Below are 25,848 nucleotides of genomic sequence, written 5' to 3'. Positions count from 1 at the left end.
ACTGTCAAGTCTCAAGACAAAACCCTTCTGTTCCTGCGATTCCTCTTCCCATGGAGGAGCTCCGTCACACTCTCTTATGATATAGTATATTTAACGAATAAAAAAATGATTTCAGGTGATAAGTATGCAGATCAACAGGCTATTCGAAATAGTTTATATCCTTTTGGATAGGAAAAGTGTCTCAGCAAGAGAATTGACTGAATACTTCGGTGTTTCAAGACGAACTATTTGCCGTGACATAGACGCTTTGAGCACAGCAGGAATTCCTGTCTATACGAAAAGAGGAAAGGGAGGCGGTATCAGTCTTTTGCCTAATTTTGTACTGAACAAATCATTATTAAACGAAGGCGAGCAAACAGAGATTTTATCTGCATTATATGGTTTATCAAGTATTAAAACAGAAGATACTAACCAAGTACTGCAAAAATTATCTACACTATTCAACAAAACCATAACAAACTGGATGGAAGTGGATTTTTCAGGCTGGAGCCATGAAAATGATTTTTTCAATGACTTTAAAACAGCAATCGTCCAACGACGAATTATTGAATTTGATTACTACAATCAAGAAGGAAAGAAAACCTTTCGCCGTGTAGAGCCTATACAAGTTTGGTTTAAATCTAAAGCCTGGTATCTAAAGGGATTCTCTCTAACGAAGCAGGACATACGGTTATTCAAAATAGGCCGAATCAAAAACCTGGTTGTCACTGACCAAAGCTTTACTGCGCGGGATTCCCTGCTACTATCAACTAAAGCTGGTTCTCTCAACCAGAAAGAACCGAATCTGGTCAGAATCAAGCTTCGGATAGAACCAGAAAGAGCCTTCCGAGTGTTTGATGATTTTCATGAGAGCATGATTGAAAAACAGTCGGATGGCGGCTTCATTGTAACAGTCTTCTGGCCAGAGAATAACTGGCTGTATGGGTTTATTTTATCTTTTGGCCGTTATGCGGAAGTATTGGAGCCAGAGCATATTCGTGTCAGCATAAAAAATGAAGCAAAAATGATTTCACAAAAATATTTATAATGTGACACACTGCTGTCACATTTCCCTTGATATACTCAAATAGCAAAACAAAATAAAATTTAGAAATGAGGAATTTTACCATGTCTAAGGCTATTTGGTTTATCACGTACACGCTTAAAGAAAATGTATCAGTAGAAGATTTTCTACTTGCTTCAAAAAGCTGCAACGACGAAGTGTTGTCGAAGCAAAAAGGATTTATTTCCTGGAAAGTACTTCGAGATGAGGAAACTTGGGTTGATTTGGTTGAATGGGAAACTGCGGAAGATGCAAAAAATGGCGAAACTGCTGGTGGAAACAGCTCTGCTGCCCGCGAATTTTATTCTTTCATAAATATGAAAAGCTGTAAGCTGCAGCTATTTTCTGTTGAGGAAAGTCACTGATTTATTTCAGAAGGTTTCTTTATTAAATTGGTTGGTTCTCACGATTCTCAGTCAAACTAAAATCCGGTCGTTCCTGTTTATGAGGTAAGAGTGGCTTTGATATTGTTTTTGCCAATTATCCAGCCCGTTGTCCTGATAATTGACGAAATCCTCTCATACTACCAGAAAAGCTTGGAACAAAATCAGGATGCCTCTGATTTTGTTCCAAGCTTTACGACGTTATTTAGCTTTTATCCTAGCACCAGAATTTGACATAAAAACGCCTTTTTCCAGCTTCATTGCTTTTTTGGAAAATCAAGGTCTAAAATACAATCTATTTCTTAGCTGCAAATTGAGCCGATTGTGTTCCAGCTTGTCTACCAAAAACAATAATGTCAGCAACTGCGTTTCCACCAATACGGTTTTGTCCATGTATTCCGCCAGTAACCTCTCCAGCCGCATATAAGCCTGTAACTGCAGAACCATCTTTATCTAAAACCTCTGTTTTAGTATTGATTTTAACACCACCCATTGTATGATGGATACCTGGTGCAATTTTAATCGCATAGTATGGACCAGTTGTTAAGTCATAATCCATTGCGGTTGTACGTTTGAATGCTTCGTCTGATTGGTCTTTTACTGCTTTGTTCCATGTATCAACTGTTTCTTTTAATGTCTCAGGAGTCATATCGATTTCTTTAGCCAAATCTTCGATTGTCTCACCTTCAATGACAACACCTTGATCTTTGTAGAAATCTACTTGTTTAGCACGTTCAGCTAATGCACCATCAAAAATAAGGTAAGCATAGCTTTCTGGAAGAGCTGTAATGGCTTTAGATACATTGTCGCGAGTTTCCAACTCATTATAGAAACGTTCACCTTGTTGATTAACCAAGATTCCGCCTTCACCACGGACAGTTTCACTAATCAACATACCAGAATCCTGTACAACTGTCGGATGCACTTGAATCTGTTTCATGTCAACCACTGCACCGCCGACTTCTTCGACCATGCGTATACCGTCACCTGTACTACCTTCCGATGTTGTGCTTACATAATCTTTCAGCTCAGGACGATATTCCTCAATCATTTCCTTATTGGAACCAAATCCACCAGTCGTAATAACAACCGCATCTCCAGAAATAGTCTTGGTTTCTCCATCTATTTTTACCTCTACCCCTGTTACCTGCTCCTTATCTTTAATAATTTTGGTAACTTCTGTATTAACAAACAAAGGAATGTCTTTTTCGTAGATATTTCTTACAAGCCCATCTACCAGATAAGCGCCAACTGCAGACCCATCATTCGGACGATGAATTCTTTTCACACTTGCTCCACCACTATAACTGATATTATCCAGTGTAATATCCATTGAATCCAGCCAATCAATCGCAGGTGAAGAATTATCCACTAAATAGCGCAGTAATTCTTTATCGTTCGTCTCTTTTCCGCCCTTTAGAGTATCTTCAAAAAATAAATCATTACTATCTTCAATTCCTTGTGCTTCCTGAAATTTCGTCTCAGAGGCGTTCATTCCTCCTGAAGATTTCATCGTATTTCCGCCGGCAACTGGAAGCTTTTCTAAAATCACCGGATTCATACCTTCCTCTTTGGCTGATAAAGCAGCTGCCATTCCGGCACCACCACCACCAACGATAATAATATCATAGCTGTCTTTTAGCTCAGAAGGATCTGTATATTCTGTTGCAGAAGCCCCTGATGCTACTTCAGCAGAGCTGGAGCTTTCTTTACTTTTCTCTGTGGCACCTTTTCCAGCAGAGTCAGCGCCGCAAGCCCCTAGTAAAAACAACGTTGTTAGTCCGATGAATCCTTTTTTTAGCACACTTTTCTTCACTTATTATTCCCCCAATAATTAAAATACAATAGAAGTAACTTAAATGTGATTAAATGAGCAAGAAAACTCAATAAATAATTACCCAATGTTCTTCCTGACATTTTGAGCAAAAAAGTTTTTTCTACCATAATCAAGTATAGCTGATATCATTTCTTCCCGCAATAACAGATTTTGGACAATAATCAGAAGAAAAATCTGATTATTGCCCTATTCTCGATATATTAGAGCATGACTAAAAAGTAGCTTGGCAGCTGAAACTTTCAGGAACGATTGTGGACAACAAAAAGCAAACACGGCTTATGTAACGTATAAGCGAGTAGTTCTGCCGACAACTTCCCAGCAGGTTTGAAACTATTCGCCATTAACTTGTTCCGACACGCTCTAGTCAATAAACAATACTGTTTTTTATGCTTCTAAAGCTGAATACTTTGTCCTTATTCAGCGACATGTATGATACGCTGACACACTGCGAAATTTCAAGATGATGGTAGTGAGCTGACAGTTAATTATAGAATACCCATTGACCGACTTAGCTTTGATAGATAGTTATAAATAAAGCTTGGAATAAGTTCCACGTTTTACATTGTACCTAGGAAAATAGGAAAGCAGCTTTTCTTTCAATTATATTCCATTGACTTTCGATTCATACCTTCCCTCGATAGCAAGCTTTACACTCTATCTCTCTTCAATCTTCTGACAACCTAGCATACCGTGTTCTTTTTTCAGAAAATCTTTGAACCAATAGAAGCTTTTTTTAGGTACTCGCTTCATATCCCGCAACTCATGATTTCCTCTGTTGACATAAACCATCCCATATCTCTTTTCCATATCGCCCTTAGAGCTCGGCAAATCAATTAGTCCCCACCCAAGATATCCTAGCACATCACATCCATCAATAATCATTGCATCCTTCATCGCTTTGATATGCTGCTCATGGTAGTAAATTCGGTAATCATCCTGAATTGCTGTCTTCCCATCCCATTCTTCCTTTACGCCTATTCCGTTTTCTACAGGAAAAATCGGTATATTGTATTTTTGGTACATCTTATTGATTATATCCCTAAAACCAAGAGGATCTATCCCAAGATTCCACTGATTATTTGAGACAAAAGGGTTCTCAACATCGCCAAAAGATAAATAATAATTTGGTGCTGCATCTGACGGAATGTTTTTATGACTGATGGAACCAGTACAATAGTAGCTAAATGCTAAAAAGTCACTCGTTACTTTTTCGATTTCTGCAAGTTCTTCTTCTGATATATCTAAATCTAACTGCTGTTTTTCAAACGTTCGAACTTGTTTGGAATACCCGCGTCCACAAAAAGCATTTAAAAGGTTTTGATTGATAAACTCGTCCCATTCTCTTGCTATGCGTATATCCTTAGGATCATTTGACGCAGGATACATATTCGAATAGGCCAGCATCCCGCCAATTTCACCATCTGTCGTTTCATGGATGTAGTTAGCAATCTTTGCATGTGCCACCATGATATTATGTGCAATTTGATGGATATTTTCTGTTGTATCTTCTGTAGTTAACGTACCGCCATATAGTAGTGCCAACGGGGTTGAATACAAGTTTTGCTCATTAAAGGTAACCCAGTATTTCACCTTATTTTTGTAGCGGTCTACTACTTTTTTTCCATATTCTACAAAGGCCTCTACAACATGTTTACTCATGAACCCCTCGTAATTTTGTGCTAAGTGAAGAGGCATGTCAAAGTGATAAAGGCATAGCATCGGCTCAATATTTCGTTCCAACATCGCATCGATATAGCGGTCATAAAACAAGAGTCCTGCTTCATTAAATGCTCCATCACCTGTAGGATTAACCCGCGACCAAGATGTTTGGAATCGATAAAAGTTCATCCCCATCTCCTGCATCAAATCGAGATCTTCCTCGTATCGGTTATATCGGTCGATGCCGTCTTTCCAATCTGATGTAGTTTCCGTTGCTTCACGAATATCATAAACGGAATGGCCTTTTCCATCTTCATTCCAAGCACCTTCGGTTTGCATACTTGATGAGGAATCTCCCCAAAAAAATGTTTTCTTTTTCATCATCTCATTCCAATCATCATTCTTCTTTATCAATCGTTCTTTCAACTTTTTAACAGACTAAGAAATTGTCATCTCAGCACTTGCACGAGCAACCCGTTCACTGACCTTCAAAAATGGCAGATAGAAAAATACCAGTGCAACGATAATGATTGCTTGAACAATAACAGCTCGCCAATCTCCCGCTGTTGCTAAAAAGCCGCTTAAAAATGGCGGTGTCGTCCAAGGAATTGTGACAACGCATGGATTTACCAGCCCTACCGCTGTTGCAAAATATCCAATACCTGTACCGATAATAGGAGATAAAACGAAAGGAATAATCATCGGTAAATTAAATACAATAGGCAAACCAAAGATGACAGGCTCATTAATATTAAAAAGATTAGGTCCTAAAGCCAGCTTGGACAAATCTCTATACGCTCGATAGCGGCTAAAAATCAAGATTGCCAGGATTAACGCAATCGTTGAACCCGTTCCGCCCATCAAAGCACCATATACTTGATGAAACGCTGAGTTGATAATATGAGGAGCATCCTGCCCTGCTGCCGCTGCATCCATATTTTCATTCATATTTACCATCAATAGCGGATCCAGAATCGGTCCTGTGATTACAGATTGATGAATACCAAAAGAAAACAGCAAGTTTCCCAGACAAACTAAGAATAAATAGCCAAACAACGATGTTCCAACACCACGTAAAGGTTCTTGAATGAAGCGCTCAATGATTGACATAAAATCATTTCCAGTTAGCTGAATTAGAAATGAAGCTAAGGCAAATAGTGAAACGACAATAATCAAAGGAATCATTGTGTTAAAGGACTTCCCAACTGCTGGTGGTACACTGTCGCCTAAATTGATTTTCAATCTTTTAGATCGAGTGAGACGAATATACATTTCAGTTGCTAACAGACCTGTAATGATTGCGGCAAAAACCCCTTTTGAGCCGATGTTTCCATAGCTGATAACACCATTGATTGTTACAGCTGCTTCTGCATCGATTGGCGTCGTCTCAATCATCAGCGGAAGCAACGTCAGAAATGCCGGAACAACAGCGATGACTACCCCTATTGGGTTGTCATAATCCCTATTTTTTGCCAGAAAATATCCAATGGCAATCACAAGGATGATACCTGTGATATTTAACGTTGCGTTGGCAATAATATTTCCCCAATTTTGCCAAGTCGACATTGTATCCGCACTAATAATATCCTTGAACCACCCAGTAGAATCTAATACTACCGAGTTAATCAGAATGGCAATACCAGCTAAAATGAATAAAGGCATGATAGTCGCAAACGAATCACGTAACGTTCTTAAATAAATCTGATTTCCAATTTTTTGAGCTGTCTGAACAAATTTCCCCATCAAAACTTCTCTTTTTTGATTTTTATTCTCATCCACCATTTGTACCTCCCAAATTATTTATAGCTGCGCGCTAACCTTTAACACATGATAACACTTACAAATATTTTTGTAAATACATAATTAAAATAAGTGTATACTAATTTTATGGAATAAAAAAAGACTCTACTCGACATTTACAAGTAAAGTCCTTTCTTTAACATACCTAGCTAGTTTATATCAGCAACTATTTTTCCTGAAGTGTAGGGATATCTTGTTTCAGATAAATCAAACGGGGTCCCATCATCAAAGAAGACCACCTGATTCGTCTCCAGAATTGGGTCCCCTACTTCGATATTAAACTCTTTACTATCCAAATCATTTGCCTTAGAAGCAATAATCACACGCTGCGCAGCACTAATTATATAACCTAGCTCATCCCGTATATAATTATATATAGAGCCCATCAAAATCTTCTCATCCAAATCTTTGATGTACTTTAGCGGCATAATTGATGTTTCTATACTTCTTGCCTCGTTATTTACATATCTCACACGCTTAATATCATAGACCGGGTCGGTCGTTTTTATCTTCAGTTCCTCAGACTCATACGGAGTCGGAAAGCGAACGTCAAAACGGATGATTTTACTGGTAACCGCCACACCCTCTTGGACAGATGTACCAAATACGCTATTGATTTGCGTGACATTCTTATTGTTCTTTTTGATATTATTTCTGACATACGTCCCTGATCCCCGTCTCGTATACAATAGACCTTCATCGATTAGCAATTGTATTGCTTTTCTGACGGTTACTCGACTTGTATTATAGGATTTAGCCAATGTTTCTTGATCAGGCAACAGTTCGCTTTCCTTGAAATCACCCTCAACAATTTTTTTCTTTAAGGCAATCGCAATTTCTTTGTATTTAGGCATTCTTATCCTCCTCGAAATTTGTATATACTTATATAGTAATAGAATATCTTTAATTTGTAAACAAACTATACAACTATAAAGAATTTGGAAGAGGAAAACTTCTACTTTGCCATTTTAGTTATCAATTCCCGAATTTTAAGCTGCTTTGATGAAGAAAGCCTTATTTACAATAGGATTATCCTTGTTGTAAAAGGCTAATATTTGTAGAATCTCATAACAACCATCAGCAGATTACATAAAATTAAATGAATTGTAGAAAAACCAATAATCACTTCTCCAGTGTTCATACCTAAAAAGCAACTTTACTAAAACTGGCATTCTCATCCTAGAATGCAGTCCCTATTTAGAGATTGAAAGGGCAATTGTTAATCTTTAGAAGACCAATTGATTGCTGCCTTTTTCGCCTGGGAAAACAGCTGGCGATAATTCAGCCGGTAAGTGATGCCATCTTTAATAAAATGTGTACTGCATTGGCGGAACTCAAACGATACATTCTGCTCGATACATTGCTGACGGATGTCAAGGACCCATTGATAGTCCATGAGACGTCCCTCTTTGTGATATTCTCCTCCAGCCATAACCAGTTCAATTCCTGTTAAATACTCAGAAAGATCAATTGGTCCCAGCAGCGGCTGACAAATAATATTTTTATGGCGAATGGGCAGCGACTGTAATATCGGAAGACGTTTATCAGCAATCTGCTGATTTTCAACAGAGACACCGATAGTCACATTTTCATATCCGGAACCCCAGTCACTAGGCAGACACTCCTGCAGCCGTTCGATTCTTTTAGTCAGGAAAATAAACCGGCAATCGGAACGCTCCCGGATCATAGCCCAGCATTCAGCTCGCCATTCATCAGCCTCTTCAAGCAGGAAATCACTTTTAAAACACGTATAAATGGTTGAACCGGATTCGATGACGTAAGTCCCCTTGCTTTTTTTTATTGGCGCATCGAAGCTCTGTGCCTTTACTATTTTATCGGCTTCACGCTGTCTTTTCTTAGCTCCTTCATGAATAAAACAATAGCGGCAGCCTTCGCTGACTCGCTTGCAGCCGCTCCACGGATTCCAAAATGCCATGATAGTTGCTCCTTCCCTTGTTCAATCTTTAACATAGCTCTATTCTATTAATAATATCATAATTTTCTTGACCCAAGTTCTGTAAAATAAAAACAGAGACAGGTTCTTTGACTGAATGAACTGCTCCTTGAAAGAGAATAGTTTCCCATCAAACCAGTAAAAGACCAATCACAGACAGAATCATTGACGGACTGGAGTATCAGTTATTCAAGTCAAAAGAGCTATGGCATACTACAGTCACAGCTCTTTACAGTTTACTTGTATTCTTTTTGAGAACTTGGTCTATACACTCTTATACTCTTTTGCTTGTTCAGTACCGCTTAGTACACGTACCACTCCTTGGTACAATGCGTCCATTTCCATTTCTCCAGCCAACACCTCAACTGGTGCAATCCAGCCAATCCCCTGTTCGATTGCTTCAACAATATAAGTAGAATAACTAATTCCGCCAGTGAGAATGATTAAATCCACCTGTCCATTCAGTACAGCGGCCATCGCAGCAATCTCTTTATTTATCTGATAGCTCATACCATCTAAATAAATTTTAATATTTTCCTCCCCAGCGGCTATCCGCTGTTCAATTGCCCGAATATCGATTTCATTTAAATAGGATTTTAAGCCGCCAATTCCAGCAAGCATCCGTTTAATTTCTGGTAATGTTAATTTTTCCTGTACTACCTTTTCCGCAAAACTGACCAAAGGCAAACTGCCGGTTCGTTCTGGTGTATATGGTCCTTCTCCATCAAGTCCATTGGATAGATCAATGATACGCCCCAGTTTATGAGCCCCGATACTCACTCCTCCGCCTAGATGAGCGACAACGACCTGACTTTCTTCATATTTTTTACCGTGCTTTGCCAGCACTGTCCGAGCCACCGCTTTTTGGTTTAGAATGTGTCCCACTGATCGCCGCTCAATGCCGTTAAGTCCGGAAATCCGAGCAACCGGCTGCAGCTCATCAGTGACCACAGGATCAACAATGTATGCAGCGACACCATATTGTTTGGCAAAATCAGCTGCTAAAATAGCCCCTAAGTTGGAGGCATGCGTATTATATTTTTCTGTTTCCAAATCATTCAGCATATCTTGATTAACTACATAGGTTCCGCCGGGAATCGGCTTCAGCAGCCCTCCTCGTCCGACAACCGCCTTCATAATAAAGGGCTGCTCCAATTTTGTGCTGATAAAGGTTTGAATTGCCTGTCTCCTAAAATCCTTTTGAAGGATAACTCCGGGGAATTCAGATAGCTCTGTACTAGAATGATCGATTTTTTGTTCCGCAAGCACCTGTCCATCAGCAAAAAGAGCCACTTTTGTTGAAGTGGACCCGGGATTAATAACTAACACTACCTCCAGCATATTTTTCACTCCTTTAATTGCTCTAGTGCAAATTCTAATGAGTAAAGCTTATTTTCTACAGAATCACTTCTTGACGTTAAAACAATAGGTATTTTGACTCCAGCGATAAGTCCCCCCGTTGAGGCATTTCCAAATAGAAGTAACGATTTATAAAAGACATTGCCCACATCAATCGAAGGAACAACTAAAATATCAGCATCCCCTTCGATTGGGCCAGTAAATTTTTTATGAGCGACCGCTTCTTTAGACAAGGCCAAGTCTAAGGACAAAGGACCATAAACAATAAACTCCTCTTGATTACGGAAATACTCGGTGACTTCCTGAGCCAAAATGGAGGAAGGCATTTTAGGATTGTAGGTTTCCGCAGAGCTGAGCAAGGCAACCTTCGGTTTTGCAAGCCCCATTTTCTCAGCAACTGAAACGGCATTTTCAATAATTTGAATCTGCTGATCTTTAGTGGGTGCGATATTCATCCCAGCATCAGTTAGTAATAGAGGACGGCCTAATTTGGGAATATCAATGATTGAAACGTGGGAAAGCAAAGACTGGCTTTTTAATGCATGCTCCTTTTTCAACACCTCTTTGAGCATGTCATGGGTTTGAACGATTCCTTTTAAAAGAATCTGCGTCTGCCCGTCCGTTAAACTCTGGACTGCTTTTTGAATCATTGTTCCTTTTTCACAGGAAATGTACGTCCACAAATTATCCTGGTCAATATTTTCAGCTTCATCAAAAATATAAAAATTTACCGCTGAACCATACTTCCTTTTAGCAGCTTTTACCAGTTCCAGTATTTCTGGCTGAGATCCGCCCGGTACTGCAACATTCGTCATCTTCAACTCACCTCTGCACTTTTCTCTACCATACCACAAAGAAAGCGCTTACGCACATAGATATTTATATCCTCTTTTAGTTATGCGTCTCATTTATCGGATATATGCTGTAAGCTAAAAGTGAGGACTTCAAGGCGGTACGCTCACCTGCTATTCCTACTCTGATTAAACCATTAATAGTCAAAGAGGTAACCTTCATTACAAAAGGGAATAGGTCCTATAAGGGATAATTTTGCATGTTTTATGTAGCAAAGTAGTTATATTACAATCTCGAAAAAAACGTTCTACAGTATTCTCGAAAAGTATCCCCTTTTCGTCTTGTCCCTCCAACTTAACTTCTACATTCTTATAATCAGATAATATCTTATCTATTGCTCGTCCAAAAGAAACATATTCCAAGTTGACATCAAATAATAGACAGAACCAGAACGAATTAAAGGTTTGTAATTTAATAGCGTACTGTTTTCATCACCTTTAATATCGAATGATAACAATCTCACTAGCTCTATTTCTGTATACTTTAGTCCTAACATCCTAATCAATCCCCGTTCACCAACTGCTTTAATAGAACCTATATCTCCATTACACTTAAAATTATCCATCCACAGATCGTTATTTTTATAATTATATCTTTTTAGCGCTTTATAAACATTTAGCAAATCAATAATTTTATATTCTATATTCTTATATACAAATGAATTGTTTGTACTTCCATACATTGGAGAAATAAGCTTGTATTCTCGAAGGACATCCTTCTCTACAAGCCACTCTATTCCATTTTCAATGTCAACCTTTATCATATCTCCATTAATAAACGAGTTCATATAACCTGTTTCTTCAGCCAAAGAAGTTTGAATACTCGATTCTAATTCGCTATAGTAAATAAAATTTAAGTCCCGATGTATTTCTAAAACAGGCCAATATGTCGGCCTAGATGACATAAAATAAACAGTTCCAAAGTCTCTGTCCCCGTGTACATATTTTTCAATTTTCCTCGGTTTTTCAAGTCCCATCATTACTGAATTCATGAAGCTCCTTATCGAGTTCCGGCGTGCTTCCAACTGATAAAGTTTCTTGCAAGCTGCATTAAGTTTTCTTACTTCTTTATTTGCATTTTGTATATCATACTTTCGTATGTATTCAACAATTCCAGGAAAGCTGTCCAATAGATGGTCGTATTGAGAGTTAGCTATAGATGAAATATATTTTTCTCCATCTATGCTAATCCCATTTACTATAAAATTGAATTTTACATACTCTAAATAACTGAGAGTATCTTCAATGCGGATAGATTTTAGATTTTCTTCTACATACTGTCTGTTTCTTTTGCATACATAAATTCTTTTTCTAACAAATACTGCAAAAATAATAGATCCTCTTTCATTTCCTCAGAAGTATCCAGTTTCAAAGTGTTAACAAAATCTACTAATTCATCGATTTCCATCAAGCTCAAATTGTATATTATACCACTATGTAAAAGGATTTTATGAAATAAATTCCCTTCAGCCTCATATCGTTCTTTCAAAAATTCAATCTTATTTAAAGAGCCTTGCTTTTTTAGAAATAATTTCCGAAAACGTTTAATTTCCTTTTGATCAATAAGCTCCATGATTTCTCCTTTTTCTATATTTAGGTACAATAAAAAATGAATATTCTTCCAAAAATCAGATTATTCATGACATTCTAAATTCTCCTTTGTAATATTTGATTTCACGCCACTGAATTATAATTTTCGATATACAATAGACATCATCAAAATTGGCATAAATCAGTTGTCATGAAAAATGATATTTTCACAAGTACAAGGTAAAGATATTCGCAAATTACACACTTGACAGTTCAAATCCCTCTTATTGGTTCAGAAGTTCAAATACTAAATCTACAATACCAGCTTTCAAATCGTCTGTATCAAGCTTATCTAGTGCATCTTCTAAGTATTTTCTAGAAAGAGTAACAGACTTATGATGTTTTAATTCTTCAATAAACAATTCATAGTCACTATTTATATCGTATATTTTTGAAAAAGAAGCAATTAGAGGTGTGATTTCCTCTGCGATTATATCAGCCAATCTATCTTTTAGACTTAATTTATTAATGTAATCTTCATATACAGCAGGGGAGATTTTTTCCATCTCAGTATTGAGACCACTATTATCAACCTTTAGATTCTTGACCTGCAAAAAATCATACAGTGGTTTTTCATTATATGGATAATAAACCATAATTTCAGATACAAAAGTATTTTTTTTACCATTGCAATAAGAACAGCTACGGACTAAGTTGCTTGGGATTATGGAAAAGGTATAGTAAGTTTCCTTTGGAAAAATATGATCAAGTGTGCCTGCATGTAATACACCACAATAAGCACATTTACTCTCATGAAGAGGATAAAAGTATTTTTTAAAGTTTCCCCATGCGCCTCCCCTAAGCCGATTATAGAGTGTATGCATCTTATCTTTCTTGACAGTCACACGCTTTTTATTGCCAAGTGCAACACTAAACGGTTTGCTTTTCTTTGGATATAGTGGATTTTTAGAGGATAGATCCCTTTGGCAAAAAAAATCATTCAATTCCCTTTCAGACTTTTTAACAACTCTTTTAAACCCATTCGTTTCTATAATTTTTTTATTTTCGACATTACTGATATAAAGATTTTCTATAACATCTTCAACCGTAATTTTAGGAGGAAGAATTTTCATCATTATCTACGACCTCTCTTATCCTACGCTTAATATATATTTTTGCTTCTATACCAATATCATTATTTTCATATATCTCTTCTAGTTCCTCAATCTTTTTACTTGCAAGTTCTCTGTAAAAACCTGCCTCAAACTTTTTGATATTAAAAATTCTATCATTGATAATACTTAAATTTTCACCAAAACAAGGAAAATCTATTTTTTCTATAGCTCTCTTTTCTTCAATATCATCAAAAGTAATTTTATACACACAATTACTTGGAATCTGTTGAATTATTAAAGGTGAGTGTGTAGAAATAAACGCAATAGCATTACGACGTTCAAAAATATAATTCAATAAATTAATGTATCCCATAACGTATAAAGGATGTAAATACAATTCGGGTTCATCGATAACGGCAAACATGTCCTCCTCTACCACCGCTATTAAACTGAAAGTCATATATAGTAAATTAGCTTGTCCAGAGCTCAACTCTTGAAATTTATTTTTTAATGATTTTTGAAATTTATTTTTTGTGTTTCTATTTTCTTGTCTTTCATCATCTATTTCATAACTAAGGATGGAATCTTCTATGAAATCTCTTAAAAATGAATCAAAAGTAGCAATCTGTTGATTAAGTATATACTCTAGTTCTTTATACTTATTTTCATCAGATTTTATACTTTTCAAAAATTCATACAGCTCCAATAAAAGTAACTCGGTCGACTTTAATGCATCAATACTGTTATAATCCTTAATTCCTATATACTCTATATTATCATCATCGTTAATATAATTTTCATGATCGTCAAAAGAACTCATTGTCAATAATAATATTCTATTGATATCAAAATACTCATCTTCTGATTTGACCTCATAATTGTTCTTCTTTAATTTTTTTATTATTCGTTTTAGTAATTTCGTTTTTCCTACCCCATTATTTCCAATAACTGCATAAATATTGTTTGAAAGCAAATTATTTACCTTTGTATCAATTTCAACATACCCTTTAAATTTTCTTGATTTAAATTTAAATTTTAAATAGTAATCTTTTTTTTCGTTACCAATACTGACAATTCTTGGATACACTTTTTGAATCATATGAAGTGAAAAAGCTCTAGTAAAGGAGAGCTTAAAAAAATCATAATCTTTATATCTATCAACCGTTTCATTAAGAACAATATCATTCAACTTCTCTTTGATAAGTTTTATCAATCCAGGATATTCTTTATCATAGGAATAAAGTTTAGAATAGTACTCTTTAGAATATCCTAAACTTATATAATTCGTTCCAATACTATCCACATCTCCTTCTATATCCTTGCTATTGTGGTAAGGTTCTTCCTCTTTTTTCAACTTCGCAAGTTCTGGATTAACTATTAATATTCTCCCTAACGAAACATTTCTTTCACTTCTAGATTTTTTTACTTTATAAGAAAAAAATAATTTATAATGAGTATAGAAGCCATAGTCATTCCAAGGAATATATGTCAATTTCAATTCAATCATTTCAAATCCTCCTAATTAAATTTTCTTAATCTATTTTAATAACTATAGATGTTACTTCTTCAAAAGATGTAGAGTTTGCAATTATTTTTTTCTGAATCTAATTCAAAAATCTTACACGTTTATGGATAGTTTAGCTAATCAATAGTTTCCCTATCAATTCAAAGGTACATCTATATTATACTTCTAAAACAAATCTTTATCTTAACACTCTTCAATATTTTTTGATCTTTAATCATCGCATTTCCAGGCAGTTTTATGACCTCTAAACAATCCTTATTTCCTACAATTAAGTTTTCAGACTACCTCCTTTACCTAAATTTCCATCATTTTCTAATTACATTATGCCTTTATTGTCTAAATTATGATACATTTATATTATAAAGTAAAATAATGATTGAGCAGGTGAAAGTATGCGCATGAATGAAGGTAAAGAGACTTGGCATCGACTATTAAACTGGGATAGAGGACAAACTCCTGCTGAAAGATTAGCAGCCATCATTTTGTCAAATGAAGGATTTCATAATGTTGATCCATCTCATCCTTTAGGAGGCCCTGACGGCCTCAAGGATATAGCATTTACGTATGAAGGGAAGAAATGGATAGGTGCCGTCTATTTTCCTCGCGGTCAAAAAACATATAATGAAGTCCGAGTAAAATTCCAACATGATCTCTGTGGAGTTAAATCTAACGACTCTAAAGGCCTTGCTTTTTTCACTAACCAAGAGTTAACTCTTTCAGAAAGGGAAAAATTAACACAAATTGATTCTACTATAGATGTGCAATTATATCATTTGGAAAAAATCACTTCACTACTTAATACCCCCTCTTATTATGGTATACGTATGGAGTTTTTAGATATCGAAATGGAGAGGGAAGAACAATTAGCCTTTTTTGCTTCTCAAAACCGACGTATGTCTCATATTGAATCTGCATTAAAAGACCTGACAGTTGGCTTAGAGGAATACAAAGTTGCTCATCATCAGAATACTGATGATTTGGAAAACGATGATGGACGTACATTAGATGAAATCATCAAGGCTTCTGAAGAATTCTATGAAAAAGTATGGTTCGATAGGCATTTGTTATTAAAGAGCCGAGTTGAAAATGGACAAACCACTATCAATTCAGATATTTGGGAAGGTGCACTGAAAGCTGCGCAAAGGATGATTGACAAATATGGGGAAGATGCGCTTGGACCATATAGCGATTTTGAATGGGGTATGCTGAATGGAAAACTTTCAGCATTACGTTGGGTTTTAGGCAGCGATTGGGATATGATGGACACATAAAGACACATATTTCACATAAATTATTTTACAAATTTCCAAATGAATAATAGTAAATACTCAATAATTTATATCTGTATCTCACATCATTCCTATTTTTGATTTCTATTAAAACGATAGCTATATAAAGTTATAAAGTAAACGTACAGTTGAGTGTTACTTAATTCAACTCAAAAAGAAGTATGGGATTTTTCCATACTTCCTTCCAATCTCCTTTCTTTGTGCACAAAAATAGCCCCATCACCGATATAGATGATAGGGCTTCATAGTTATAATATATAGTTATTTTATAAGTTGTTACAACTTAGTGACACAAACTAAACTGTCTTTTTTGCACTCTATTCAAACTTTCAATACGATGTGATGTATAGATAAAAACACTATAAAAAAGCTTCCCGCATTCTTCATCTACCCTCATTATTCTTCTAGTGACATCATAGAACTAATATCGAAGCGTTTAGAATGTTTACTATAATAATTATCTTTTGTGAGCAAAACTATTTCAGGAAGAAATGATTCTTCACCATGTGGATGTTCCTTAGTATAGAAATATTTATTGTTGAATGCCCATAGTACAAAATCAACTTCCGACTTTATAAATAATTTCATAAAGTTTTTATCAAAAAATGGAAGACTGAAAACTGCTTCACGTGTTGAAATCCTATTTGTTTCTTTTTTCCTTACATAATATGTTGAATCATCTACTATTAAAAACCCAAGTTGTTTATTTGGGTAGTTCTTTTTATAAGCATCTACACTGTCCAAGTGTTTTTGGCATATTCTCTTAAAATTATTTAAGTATGCCCCATAGTTATGATGACTTATTGAATCATCAGGAGTAAAGCTATCTGTTTCAGGGTTGTACCTTGTATCTCCATTGCCAATAATCACTGGATTAGGATGAAATGTTCCTTCAGGAAACTCACTCATCCAATTCTCAACAGTTCTCAAGGCTCTTGCATTTGCTTTTCGTTGTGGATTATTCTTTCCTTTTTTTGTTGTAACAATATCGTCTATCTCAAACATTTCAATCATCAAATCATTCGCAATAAAATCTGGCCTTGTGCTTGTGTTATCATTCCATTCAGATTCTTTTATTTTTTTTAATAGCAGTTTTTCTTTTTTGGATTTAACAAAAACTGGTTTATTAGATTGTATAACGTTTTGAAATATCTCCCACTCTGTTTCATTATTAAACATTTTAAACACTATGCTAACAACTCCATTCCTAGAAAATATAATCTTAGCGATTTACTAAAAAATCAGTTATTTTTAATCTTTTTCTGTTTAATGTTTGAAAAGGCCAAAACATCAATGTAGTATCTTATAAATTCATTTTCTTCCTTTAAATATTTCCAGATTACCACCAACACCCACATCATTCTACCCTGTATTTACTTAAACCCAATAAATCAACGGTCTTCAAAAAAACATACAGTCATGTTACTAACTTAATAAGGAAGAAGAAATAAGTTCTCCATATACTTCTTCTATAAAAGGTCTGTCAAAAGTTTTTTAAACAATTACTGAAGCACAAAATTTATCCTTTACTAGCAATGTCTCTTATCAATGGCCTCGAATATCACTTTCAAGGATTGAGCCAGACTTAGCTGAACGATAAAAATAGATTGTATAATAATTTGAAAATTCAGTCTGGTCTCTTAATTTTTGATATACTAATTCACCATGCTCCAAAGGGTTCCCATTAAACCTATCACTTTTTTGATTCATGATAGCCACTCCTTGTTTGTGTGATTTATAATATGCTTGTAGTTCTTCTAAACTCTGTTTACTCTCTACAACTAAAGTAGCTAAATAGTCCATCCCATTTCCGTTTCCGTTCAGCTTACCTACAATACTCTTATGTTGAATTTGTTTCGTTTCCTTCGGTACTGGAATATTTTTCAATTCACTTTCCATTCTCCACGCAACAATATTATTTATCAATGGAATTCCCATAACTGGACTTGTTATCACTAGTAAAATAGTCGCCAGAAATAAATACATAAACACTTTGATTGTTTTCTTCAACGAATCATCTCCTCATCAACAACTCTAGACTGATATCTTCTGCTTTAAAAAATACATTTCCACATAAAACACTTCCTGCTGATAACTAATGAGAACGAGAGTCTTTTCTATCAATATTAAAAGAAAGCAAAAATCATTTTTATATGTATTTCTTATCCCATATCCATTTGTTTTTTTCAGATCAACAAGGACTCCCGTATCACTTTCCCTGTGATTCTCATCATCGAACCGCCGATATTATGCCATCTTTCCAAAAAAATACCCCTACTTATGATACGGTTCCCCGTATCGTAAGTGAATGATATTTGGAGAATTCTATAACGGACATCATTTTATCGATTTTTGTTCTGAATTCCTACCACTCAAAAAAACTTCATTATTTGTGACACTTATGTCCGTATTACATGTAATTGGAAAGCCCACAACTATCATCCGAAAAATTTCTTTAGGAATCTTAACGATTCTTTTCTAAATATTATCTCTTATTTCATTCAACTTCTTAGTAAATTCAAAAACATTATCACCATATTTGAAAAACCTTGGACTTGAGTCTAAATTAAAATGCTTTGCCATGAAAACCATATCTTCAGCTAATGAGTTTACGCTCCATATTGAAACATTTATTAGCATTTTCCAATATTCATCTGGCAACTGTTGTTCAAAATTCTCAGGATTCAAATTTTCTTGCAACCGCTGTGGATGTAACCAATTTGAAAGTTCATCATAACTCGAAAAAAATTCTACTCCAGAATACATTTCATCACTTAACTCTTTGAATGATTTTCCACTAGCTATTTCATACCACAATTTGAAGACCGAAAGCTTTTTATCAGAATCAACTTCAATCTTTTTTTTGAATTCCTGTTTAAAACTTGATACCATGTCACGATCAATATCTGTAAACAAAATAGAATCTTTACCCGTTAAAAGCTTATCCCACTTTACGGCAGACTCGAACCCTTTTTTGTTCAAATATATCCGAATAAACCTCTCCTTCTCCTCAGCAGTAGCACTTGAATATACTTGAAAAGCCAGTTGAAGTTCATAGACAGTCCTTTGTAACGGCAGCACACCATCTGTAATACCATTCTCCAACAGAAAGAAAATGGTTTTTAAACGAAGATTAATATTTCCCACTATAAAAAACAGAAAAATGTCCACACGATTTAAAGGATTTGATTTCTTTTCACCCAAAGCCCTTAGATTATCTAATCTTCTTATAGTCGATTCAAATATTTTTTCATAAGTAGGTGTTTTCATCATCTCATAAACCTCTTCCATTCAATTCATTATATTAAAATACACTTCTTTTCAATTTTATTTCTATCTATAAGAAAAAAATTAGCTAAACAAAGGATAGAACGCAGAGACTAAGCTTTTTCTCGCGTTTAATTAAATTTTATATTCACTTTATATTTTTTATTTTTTGTAAGCAAACAACCTCTGGATTTCTTCCGTACCTAATTCAGTAATATAGATATAAACATTCGTTTTTGTCCAATAAGAATCCTTATCTATCGATTGATTAAAATCAATAAAATTTAATAGTTTTAGTTGAGTAATCAGTCGATCCAATTCTGGAATTTTAAAATCGGAGTTGTAGCCTTCTTTTTCATTAAAGTATTCTTTAGACTCACGAATACCAGCCTTAGAAAATATTAATTCCTCCAATATATTATCAAATTCTCTCTTAATTAAACCTTTTTCTCCATATTGAATCAGCACAGGTAGCAAAGCTCGTGTCATTTCATTTACAGAAACATCTATTTTTGTAACATCAGAACTAGAATATTCATACCTAACATATGAGTTACCATTTTTATTTATTTTTGTCGTTTTATTATAAATGTCAAAATGAATTTCCACTACAATAATATCATCATCTTGTTTCAAATTTTCAGTTTGTTTTTTTAGTGCTATTTTACTTTTCTGAAGTTGATCTTTCAAATCTTGATTTTCTTTAACCAGTTGATAAAATTTTCCTTCGTCAACCTTATCAGAATATCTAATCCAGCCTTTTAAATCAGGATTTCTTCTATTTGTGTTATTAAGAGAGCCCAGAACAGCACCTTTAATTGCCTGTTTATGATCAATATACTCGACCATATGAGATTCGACTTTAAGTCTAAAATTTTTAAATGGTGCTATATTCCTCTCTATGTCACTAATGTTTAATATCTCTTTTTTAACTTTTTCATTTATATAATCATCTGTTAATACTAGGCTAAATCTAGGGATACCCAATTCACCAGCTAAATCATATTCCCATTCTGTATAACTGATATTCAGCTCGGAATCCACTGAACCATATCTAGCACCTAATATTAATAAATATACATCTGATTCTTCTATCCACTCTCTTATGATGTCTTTCTGAGTTTGGTCCCCTGCTTTGAACAACTCCATTCCTGCTGGGATGTGCCCAGCATTTAACACAGCTTCAACAGCAGCCTGCCTCTCATCTATTAAATCTTTATACGTAGAAGAAATAAATACTTGTAACTTTTTCTCGCTATTCATAATAAAATATGCCTCCAGATATTCTTGTATTCTTTTACTAGCAATAAAACTGATATTTCAAAAAATCTAGAATTTCATCTAGTTTATTCACTACTTGATAGTAATACGCTTTCATCGTCTTATGCTAAATCCACTGCTCCAACAAAAAAAAGAATTTCATTAAAATAATTATAGCATCATTATTTATTTTGAGAATAGTTTTCCATATAAATAGTATTCAATTTGTCGTTACGCACCTCCGTAACGATCACCTCAGCTATTTGCAATATGAGAAAAATCGTAACGGACTATATCATATACAATACTATTAATCCGTTGATTCTTCTCTCCTAATAAAAAAGAATCGTACCTGATAAGACACAAGTACGATTCCTTTTATTATCATTTATATCCCTATTTATGATACGGTTCCCCCTTCTGTATCCGAAAGGCCCGATAAATCTGCTCCACCAGAATCAGCCGCATTAGCTGGTGTGGATAAGTCATTTTGCCGAAAGAGATTTTTTGATTGCTTCTATTTAATACCTTGTCGCTAAGTCCTAGTGAGCCGCCGATGACGAAGGCCAGCTGTGACTTGCCGGAGATGCCCAGCTGCTCGATGTCTTTGGCAAAGTCTTCGCTGCTGGGCTGTTTGCCGTCTATGGCTAGGGCAAACAGGTAGTCGCTGTCTGAGAGCTTGGCAAGAATGCGTTCGCCTTCTTTTTCCTTCACTTGAAGCATTTCGGCTTCGCTAAGCTTTTCCGGCGCCTTTTCGTCGGGTACTTCAATGACTTCTACTTTACTATAGCTCTGCAGACGTTTCAGGTATTCATTAATTCCCTGAACCAGATATTTTTCTTTTAGCTTTCCCACAGTAATGATTTTTATACGCATTTCTTCACATCTTTTCTTCTTTTTCTCATGTTTTCCACTAATTTTATCATGAAGGAGATTTGTATTCCACAGAATTTCCACAAAGTTATGCACATATACACAGACTTATCCACAGTTTAGACATCGTTTCAGCACTATTTTTACAACTTTTTCAATACAAACATGTATTCCCCTGCTGATTTATACACATTATCCACAATTCTGTGGATAACTTTTTTTAGATGTTTTCCACATCTTTCTTCTTTATTTTTTCATAATTAGGGTTATTTTTTTCTCACTTAAATGAATTTTTACCAAAGTTTTTCATAAAAAGTTCAAAGCTATCCTGTAGACTAATGTTGTCTAGGAAAGCTATACTATTAATTAGATAAATGAATAATAAATCGGAGGATGTTTATAATGGATAGAAGAGATGTTACACCTAATTCAAATAAAAATGGTTTATTTAAAAAATTTGGTATTGGACTTGCAAGCGGTCTGCTCGGTGGTGCGTTGGCCTTCGGCGGTCTATATGCAGTAACCGATATGTCCAATAACAATACACCTAGCTCATCTGAGCAGCTGACGCCTGAAAGTAATGACGGGGATACAAAAGTCAGCAACGTAAATGTGAATGTCAACAGCGACATCACAAAAGCTGTGGATAAGGTTCAGAACGCAGTTGTTTCAGTTATCAATATGCAGAGTGTCAGCAATCAACAATCTGGACTCTACGGCGGTTTGTTTGATGAAGGCAACCGCGGCGGCAGCGACAGCAATTCTGATGCTGCTGATGGGGCGGATTTAGAGGCGGCCAGTGAAGGCAGCGGGGTTATCTATAAGAAAGACGGAAAAACAGCTTATATTGTTACCAACAACCACGTAGTTAGCGGTGCTGAAGGTTTGGAAATCGTTCTGCATGATGGTACTAAAGTAAAGGGCGAGCTTGTGGGAACAGATTCTTATACTGACCTTGCAGTGATTAAGATTACTTCTGACAATATTGATGCGGTTGCAGAATTCGGTAATTCCGACAGTCTGAAAATCGGCGAGCCTGCAATTGCGATTGGTTCTCCTTTGGGCTCTGACTATGCAAACTCTGTGACACAAGGGATTGTTTCTTCTTTAAACAGAAATATCACAAATACTAATGATGATGGTGAAACAATTAGTATCAATGCGATTCAAACAGATGCAGCTATCAACCCAGGAAATTCCGGTGGTCCGCTAGTCAATATCGAAGGTCAGATTATCGGGATTAACTCTGTGAAGATTGTCCAATCCAACGACTCTGTCAGTGTTGAAGGTATGGGCTTTGCGATTCCAAGTAATGATGTAGTCAACATTATTAACCAGCTGGAAAAAGAAGGTAAAGTTACTCGTCCGGCATTGGGTGTATCTATGGTTGATATGACTAACATTTCTACTCAGCAAAGAGAGCAGATTCTGAAGACGCCTGAGGAATTAACGACTGGCGTAGTCGTTCGTTCTGTACAATCAGCAACTCCAGCAGACAAGGCGGGTCTTGAAAAATATGATGTTATCACTAAAATTGACGGCGAAGACGTAGAGTCTTCAACGGATGTTCAAAGTGCTCTTTATAAGAAAAAAGTTGGTGATACGATGGAAGTTACCTTCTACCGCGGTTCTAAAGAACAGACCGTAAAAATCGAACTAACTATTGATCAAACAGCATTACAATCACAAGAATAAAACAGGAAAAAGCCGCCTTCGTCGACCATCGACGGAGGCGGCTTTTTTTATTTAATGCACACTGAGCAAAATAGGTCAGCAATTATTACTCTTCTCAATAATCCTCAGCTGAAAATGGAGTTCCAACTACTGCATCAAACGGCAGTTCCATAATTCCCTTCTTTTCTGGAGCATTGGGTACATTCAGTTCTCTAGCAGAACAAATCATACCCAAACTCTCTACTCCCCGCAGCTTTCCTGGCCAAATCATCATACCATCCGGCATCATTGCTCCCGGTTTCGCTACAACAACCTTTTGTCCGGCTTTGATGTTCGGCGCGCCGCAGACAATCTGCAGAACTTCGCCATTATCCACTTCTGTTTGAGTAACAGATAAATGGTCCGAGTCCGGGTGTTTTTTACAGGATCTAACAAATCCAACAACAATTTTAGGTGTTTCATCCAGTATCAGCTCTTCAGAAAATCCATTTGCTTTTAATTCTTCATTCAGGCGATTTAGTTGTTCTTCTGTTAATTCTACCTGTCCACTGCCCTCAATAGAAATAATCGAAGAAACATTAAAAATGTTCCAGGCAACCACTTGATTAGAACCCGCAGTTACTTTTGCAACATTTCCCTTGCGCTCTACACTGTTTTCCTGTCCCAGATCATCTGCGACAATCACCAGTAAGGTGTCGCCTACATGTTCTTTATTATATGAAAAAATCATTTATTCTCCTCCTTGACTGTTTTCCTGTCTAATCTTATCAAAAAAAGCATTTGGGTGCACGCAATTTTTAGGCAACATCTCGATTTGCTAATAAACCTAACCGACAGCTGCTAGGCAAAAAAGGGTGGGAATCCCTGTTATTACTATTTTTCAATACAATAAAAGGGTGAGAATCATCCGCTCCCACCCTCTCTGTTTCTCACAAGCTCCGAAGAAAATCAGTAATTTCTTTTTTTGTTTTGCGGTCTTTATTTACCAGACGACCTAATTCTTTGCCTTCATCTAAAACAACAAAGCTTGGTATCCCAAAAATATTCCATTTCGCCGCAACATCGATAAATTCATCCCGATCCACCTGAATAAACTGATATTCCGGAAATTCATTTTCAATTTCCGGCAGAACAGGCTTGATAAACCGGCAGTCGCCACACCAGTCAGCCGTGAAAAAGAAAACATTCTTGCCATTCTCTACGTATTCAGCTAATTCCTCTAAACTCGTTGGTATAATCATTGATTTCCTCTACTTTCCGTAAATAATCGTGTTAACAGTAGATTTATCCAGCCCTTTCAACACTTGAATCAGCATTTCTCTCGCTGCTTCAAAGTCTTTGATACTGAACATTGTTTGATGGGTATGAATGTAGCGTCCACAGACACCAATCACAGAGCTTGGTACACCAGCATTTGTAGTATGGGCAGCACCAGCATCCGTGCCGCCTTTTGAAACAAAATACTGATAAGGAATTTTATTGGTTTCAGCTGTGTCCAATAAAAATTCACGCATACGCGGTAGTGTAATCATTCCCGGATCAAAAATACGCAGTAGCGTTCCTTCACCTAAATGACCATAAGTGTCCTTCTTAGTATTGATATCATCTGCAGCCGAACAGTCTACTGCAAAAAACAAGTCTGGTTTAAATTTATGCACAGATGGTTTAGCTCCGCGTAACCCAACCTCTTCCTGAACATTAGCGCCGGCAATTAGTGTATGCCCCAGTGTTTCGTTCTGCAAAGCTTCCAGCGCTTCAAGAACTAAGGTACAGCCGTAGCGGTTATCCCATGATTTGGCGATAATATTCTTGCCATTCGCTGTTTTTATTGTTTCAGTTTGAGGAACAATCGTATCTCCTGGGCGAACACCGTAGCTTTCTGCTTCTTCTTTTGATTCAAAGCCGGCATCAAACAAAACATCTGTTACTTCCAGCTGTTTTTGACCATTAGTACCTCTCAGCAAGTGAGGGGGAATAGAAGAAGAAATACATGGATAATCTCCCTTCGCTGTTTTCAGCGTAAAGCGCTGTGCAGAAACCACATAGGGATTCCAGCCGCCTAAAGGAACTACTCGGAACAATCCGTTATCCTTGATTTGGGTCAGCATAAATCCGACTTCGTCCATGTGTGCAGCAACCATTACCCGCGGTCCGTCAGCTTCTTTCCCACGCTTAATACCAAATATGCCGCCTAGTCCGTCATATTGAACCTCATCCACTAGCGGTGTAATGTGCTGCTTCATATACGCTCGGATATCGTCCTCTGCTCCGCTGGTTCCCTGTAATTCTGTCAGTTCTTTGATTCGTTGGAATGTTTTTTCTTCCATTTTCTAATCCCTGCCTTATCTTGTTCATTTAATTAACTTGAACTGTCGACTTTCAGCCATTTTAAGCCGCCAAAAACGACTTATTCTCTCAGTTTCAAGAATC

The 25,848-nt window shown here is 36.1% G+C and carries 23 protein-coding genes; 4 read left to right on the top strand and 19 right to left on the bottom strand.

Annotation, left to right across the window (positions count from 1 at the left end):
- Positions 1–124: 124 nt before the first annotated feature.
- The gene (locus tag ACYSNQ_RS15510; protein WP_426084492.1) at positions 125–1,027 is read left to right on the top strand and encodes a helix-turn-helix transcriptional regulator; all 903 of its coding nucleotides are present in this window, start codon (positions 125–127) and stop codon (positions 1,025–1,027) included.
- A gap of 80 nt (positions 1,028–1,107) precedes the next feature.
- Positions 1,108–1,407 carry a hypothetical protein gene (locus tag ACYSNQ_RS15505; protein WP_426084491.1) on the top strand — a complete coding sequence of 100 codons (300 nt, stop codon included), beginning with the start codon at positions 1,108–1,110 and terminating at the stop codon, positions 1,405–1,407.
- 313 nt (positions 1,408–1,720) lie between these two features.
- Here the strand turns inward: ACYSNQ_RS15505 and ACYSNQ_RS15500 are convergent, their stop codons facing one another.
- The 11 genes from ACYSNQ_RS15500 to ACYSNQ_RS15450 all read right to left on the bottom strand — a co-directional run bounded on the left by ACYSNQ_RS15500 (position 1,721) and on the right by ACYSNQ_RS15450 (position 15,037).
- A complete protein-coding gene (locus ACYSNQ_RS15500; RefSeq protein WP_426084490.1) occupies positions 1,721–3,241 on the bottom strand; it encodes a flavocytochrome c in 1,521 nt (506 codons plus the stop codon).
- Positions 3,242–3,916: 675 nt separating this feature from the next.
- Positions 3,917–5,302: a glycoside hydrolase family 1 protein gene (locus ACYSNQ_RS15495; protein WP_426084489.1), complete on the bottom strand. Its 1,386-nt coding sequence runs from the start codon at positions 5,300–5,302 to the stop codon at positions 3,917–3,919.
- 57 nt (positions 5,303–5,359) lie between these two features.
- Entirely contained in the window at positions 5,360–6,703 is a 1,344-nt protein-coding gene (locus ACYSNQ_RS15490; RefSeq protein ID WP_461731387.1) for a PTS sugar transporter subunit IIC, read from the bottom strand.
- Positions 6,704–6,870: 167 nt separating this feature from the next.
- Positions 6,871–7,575, bottom strand: coding sequence for a GntR family transcriptional regulator (locus tag ACYSNQ_RS15485; protein WP_426084488.1), 705 nt, complete (start codon positions 7,573–7,575; stop codon positions 6,871–6,873).
- A 365-nt stretch (positions 7,576–7,940) separates the two neighbouring features.
- Complete coding sequence (locus ACYSNQ_RS15480; RefSeq protein ID WP_426084487.1) at positions 7,941–8,657, bottom strand: DUF5131 family protein; 717 nt, start codon at positions 8,655–8,657, stop codon at positions 7,941–7,943.
- A gap of 282 nt (positions 8,658–8,939) precedes the next feature.
- A complete protein-coding gene (buk, locus tag ACYSNQ_RS15475; RefSeq protein WP_426084486.1) occupies positions 8,940–10,016 on the bottom strand; it encodes a butyrate kinase in 1,077 nt (358 codons plus the stop codon).
- 5 nt (positions 10,017–10,021) lie between these two features.
- Positions 10,022–10,849, bottom strand: a complete 828-nt coding sequence (locus ACYSNQ_RS15470; protein WP_426084485.1) for a phosphate acyltransferase — start codon at positions 10,847–10,849, stop codon at positions 10,022–10,024.
- 368 nt (positions 10,850–11,217) lie between these two features.
- On the bottom strand, positions 11,218–11,877 hold the full coding sequence (locus tag ACYSNQ_RS15465; protein ID WP_426084484.1) for a hypothetical protein: 660 nt from the start codon (positions 11,875–11,877) through the stop codon (positions 11,218–11,220).
- A 278-nt stretch (positions 11,878–12,155) separates the two neighbouring features.
- A complete protein-coding gene (locus ACYSNQ_RS15460) occupies positions 12,156–12,458 on the bottom strand; it encodes a hypothetical protein (RefSeq protein ID WP_426084483.1) in 303 nt (100 codons plus the stop codon).
- Positions 12,459–12,699: 241 nt separating this feature from the next.
- Complete coding sequence (locus ACYSNQ_RS15455; RefSeq protein ID WP_426084482.1) at positions 12,700–13,551, bottom strand: HNH endonuclease; 852 nt, start codon at positions 13,549–13,551, stop codon at positions 12,700–12,702.
- Positions 13,529–15,037, bottom strand: coding sequence for an AAA family ATPase (locus ACYSNQ_RS15450; protein ID WP_426084481.1), 1,509 nt, complete (start codon positions 15,035–15,037; stop codon positions 13,529–13,531). The genes ACYSNQ_RS15455 and ACYSNQ_RS15450 overlap by 23 nt, the downstream gene beginning before the upstream one ends.
- Before the next feature lie 410 nt (positions 15,038–15,447).
- Between ACYSNQ_RS15450 and ACYSNQ_RS15445 the strand changes: the two genes are divergently transcribed.
- Positions 15,448–16,326: a hypothetical protein gene (locus tag ACYSNQ_RS15445; protein WP_426084480.1), complete on the top strand. Its 879-nt coding sequence runs from the start codon at positions 15,448–15,450 to the stop codon at positions 16,324–16,326.
- A gap of 414 nt (positions 16,327–16,740) precedes the next feature.
- Here the strand turns inward: ACYSNQ_RS15445 and ACYSNQ_RS15440 are convergent, their stop codons facing one another.
- From ACYSNQ_RS15440 to rlmH, 5 genes are all read right to left on the bottom strand, one after another.
- On the bottom strand, positions 16,741–17,532 hold the full coding sequence (locus ACYSNQ_RS15440; RefSeq protein WP_426084479.1) for a hypothetical protein: 792 nt from the start codon (positions 17,530–17,532) through the stop codon (positions 16,741–16,743).
- A gap of 357 nt (positions 17,533–17,889) precedes the next feature.
- Positions 17,890–18,354 carry a hypothetical protein gene (locus tag ACYSNQ_RS15435; protein WP_426084478.1) on the bottom strand — a complete coding sequence of 155 codons (465 nt, stop codon included), beginning with the start codon at positions 18,352–18,354 and terminating at the stop codon, positions 17,890–17,892.
- A gap of 468 nt (positions 18,355–18,822) precedes the next feature.
- Positions 18,823–19,617, bottom strand: coding sequence for a DUF5677 domain-containing protein (locus ACYSNQ_RS15430; protein ID WP_426084477.1), 795 nt, complete (start codon positions 19,615–19,617; stop codon positions 18,823–18,825).
- Between the two features lie 156 nt (positions 19,618–19,773).
- Positions 19,774–20,874, bottom strand: a complete 1,101-nt coding sequence (locus ACYSNQ_RS15425) for a DUF4062 domain-containing protein (RefSeq protein ID WP_426084476.1) — start codon at positions 20,872–20,874, stop codon at positions 19,774–19,776.
- Positions 20,875–21,267: 393 nt separating this feature from the next.
- Entirely contained in the window at positions 21,268–21,747 is a 480-nt protein-coding gene (rlmH, locus tag ACYSNQ_RS15420) for a 23S rRNA (pseudouridine(1915)-N(3))-methyltransferase RlmH (RefSeq protein WP_426084475.1), read from the bottom strand.
- 399 nt (positions 21,748–22,146) lie between these two features.
- Here rlmH and ACYSNQ_RS15415 point away from each other — a divergent pair, with 399 nt between their 5' ends.
- Entirely contained in the window at positions 22,147–23,439 is a 1,293-nt protein-coding gene (locus tag ACYSNQ_RS15415; RefSeq protein WP_426084474.1) for a S1C family serine protease, read from the top strand.
- Positions 23,440–23,533: 94 nt separating this feature from the next.
- On the opposite strand, the gene ytpR is transcribed toward ACYSNQ_RS15415, so the two are convergent.
- The 3 genes from ytpR to pepA all read right to left on the bottom strand — a co-directional run bounded on the left by ytpR (position 23,534) and on the right by pepA (position 25,745).
- Complete coding sequence (gene ytpR, locus ACYSNQ_RS15410; RefSeq protein ID WP_426084473.1) at positions 23,534–24,148, bottom strand: YtpR family tRNA-binding protein; 615 nt, start codon at positions 24,146–24,148, stop codon at positions 23,534–23,536.
- Positions 24,149–24,347: 199 nt separating this feature from the next.
- A complete protein-coding gene (locus ACYSNQ_RS15405; protein WP_426084472.1) occupies positions 24,348–24,659 on the bottom strand; it encodes a thioredoxin family protein in 312 nt (103 codons plus the stop codon).
- A 9-nt stretch (positions 24,660–24,668) separates the two neighbouring features.
- Entirely contained in the window at positions 24,669–25,745 is a 1,077-nt protein-coding gene (gene pepA, locus ACYSNQ_RS15400) for a glutamyl aminopeptidase (protein ID WP_426084471.1), read from the bottom strand.
- Positions 25,746–25,848: the final 103 nt, after the last annotated feature.

The sequence above is a fragment of the Enterococcus sp. LJL51 genome (assembly GCF_054871795.1).
This window is presented reverse-complemented; position numbering and strand designations above follow the sequence as displayed.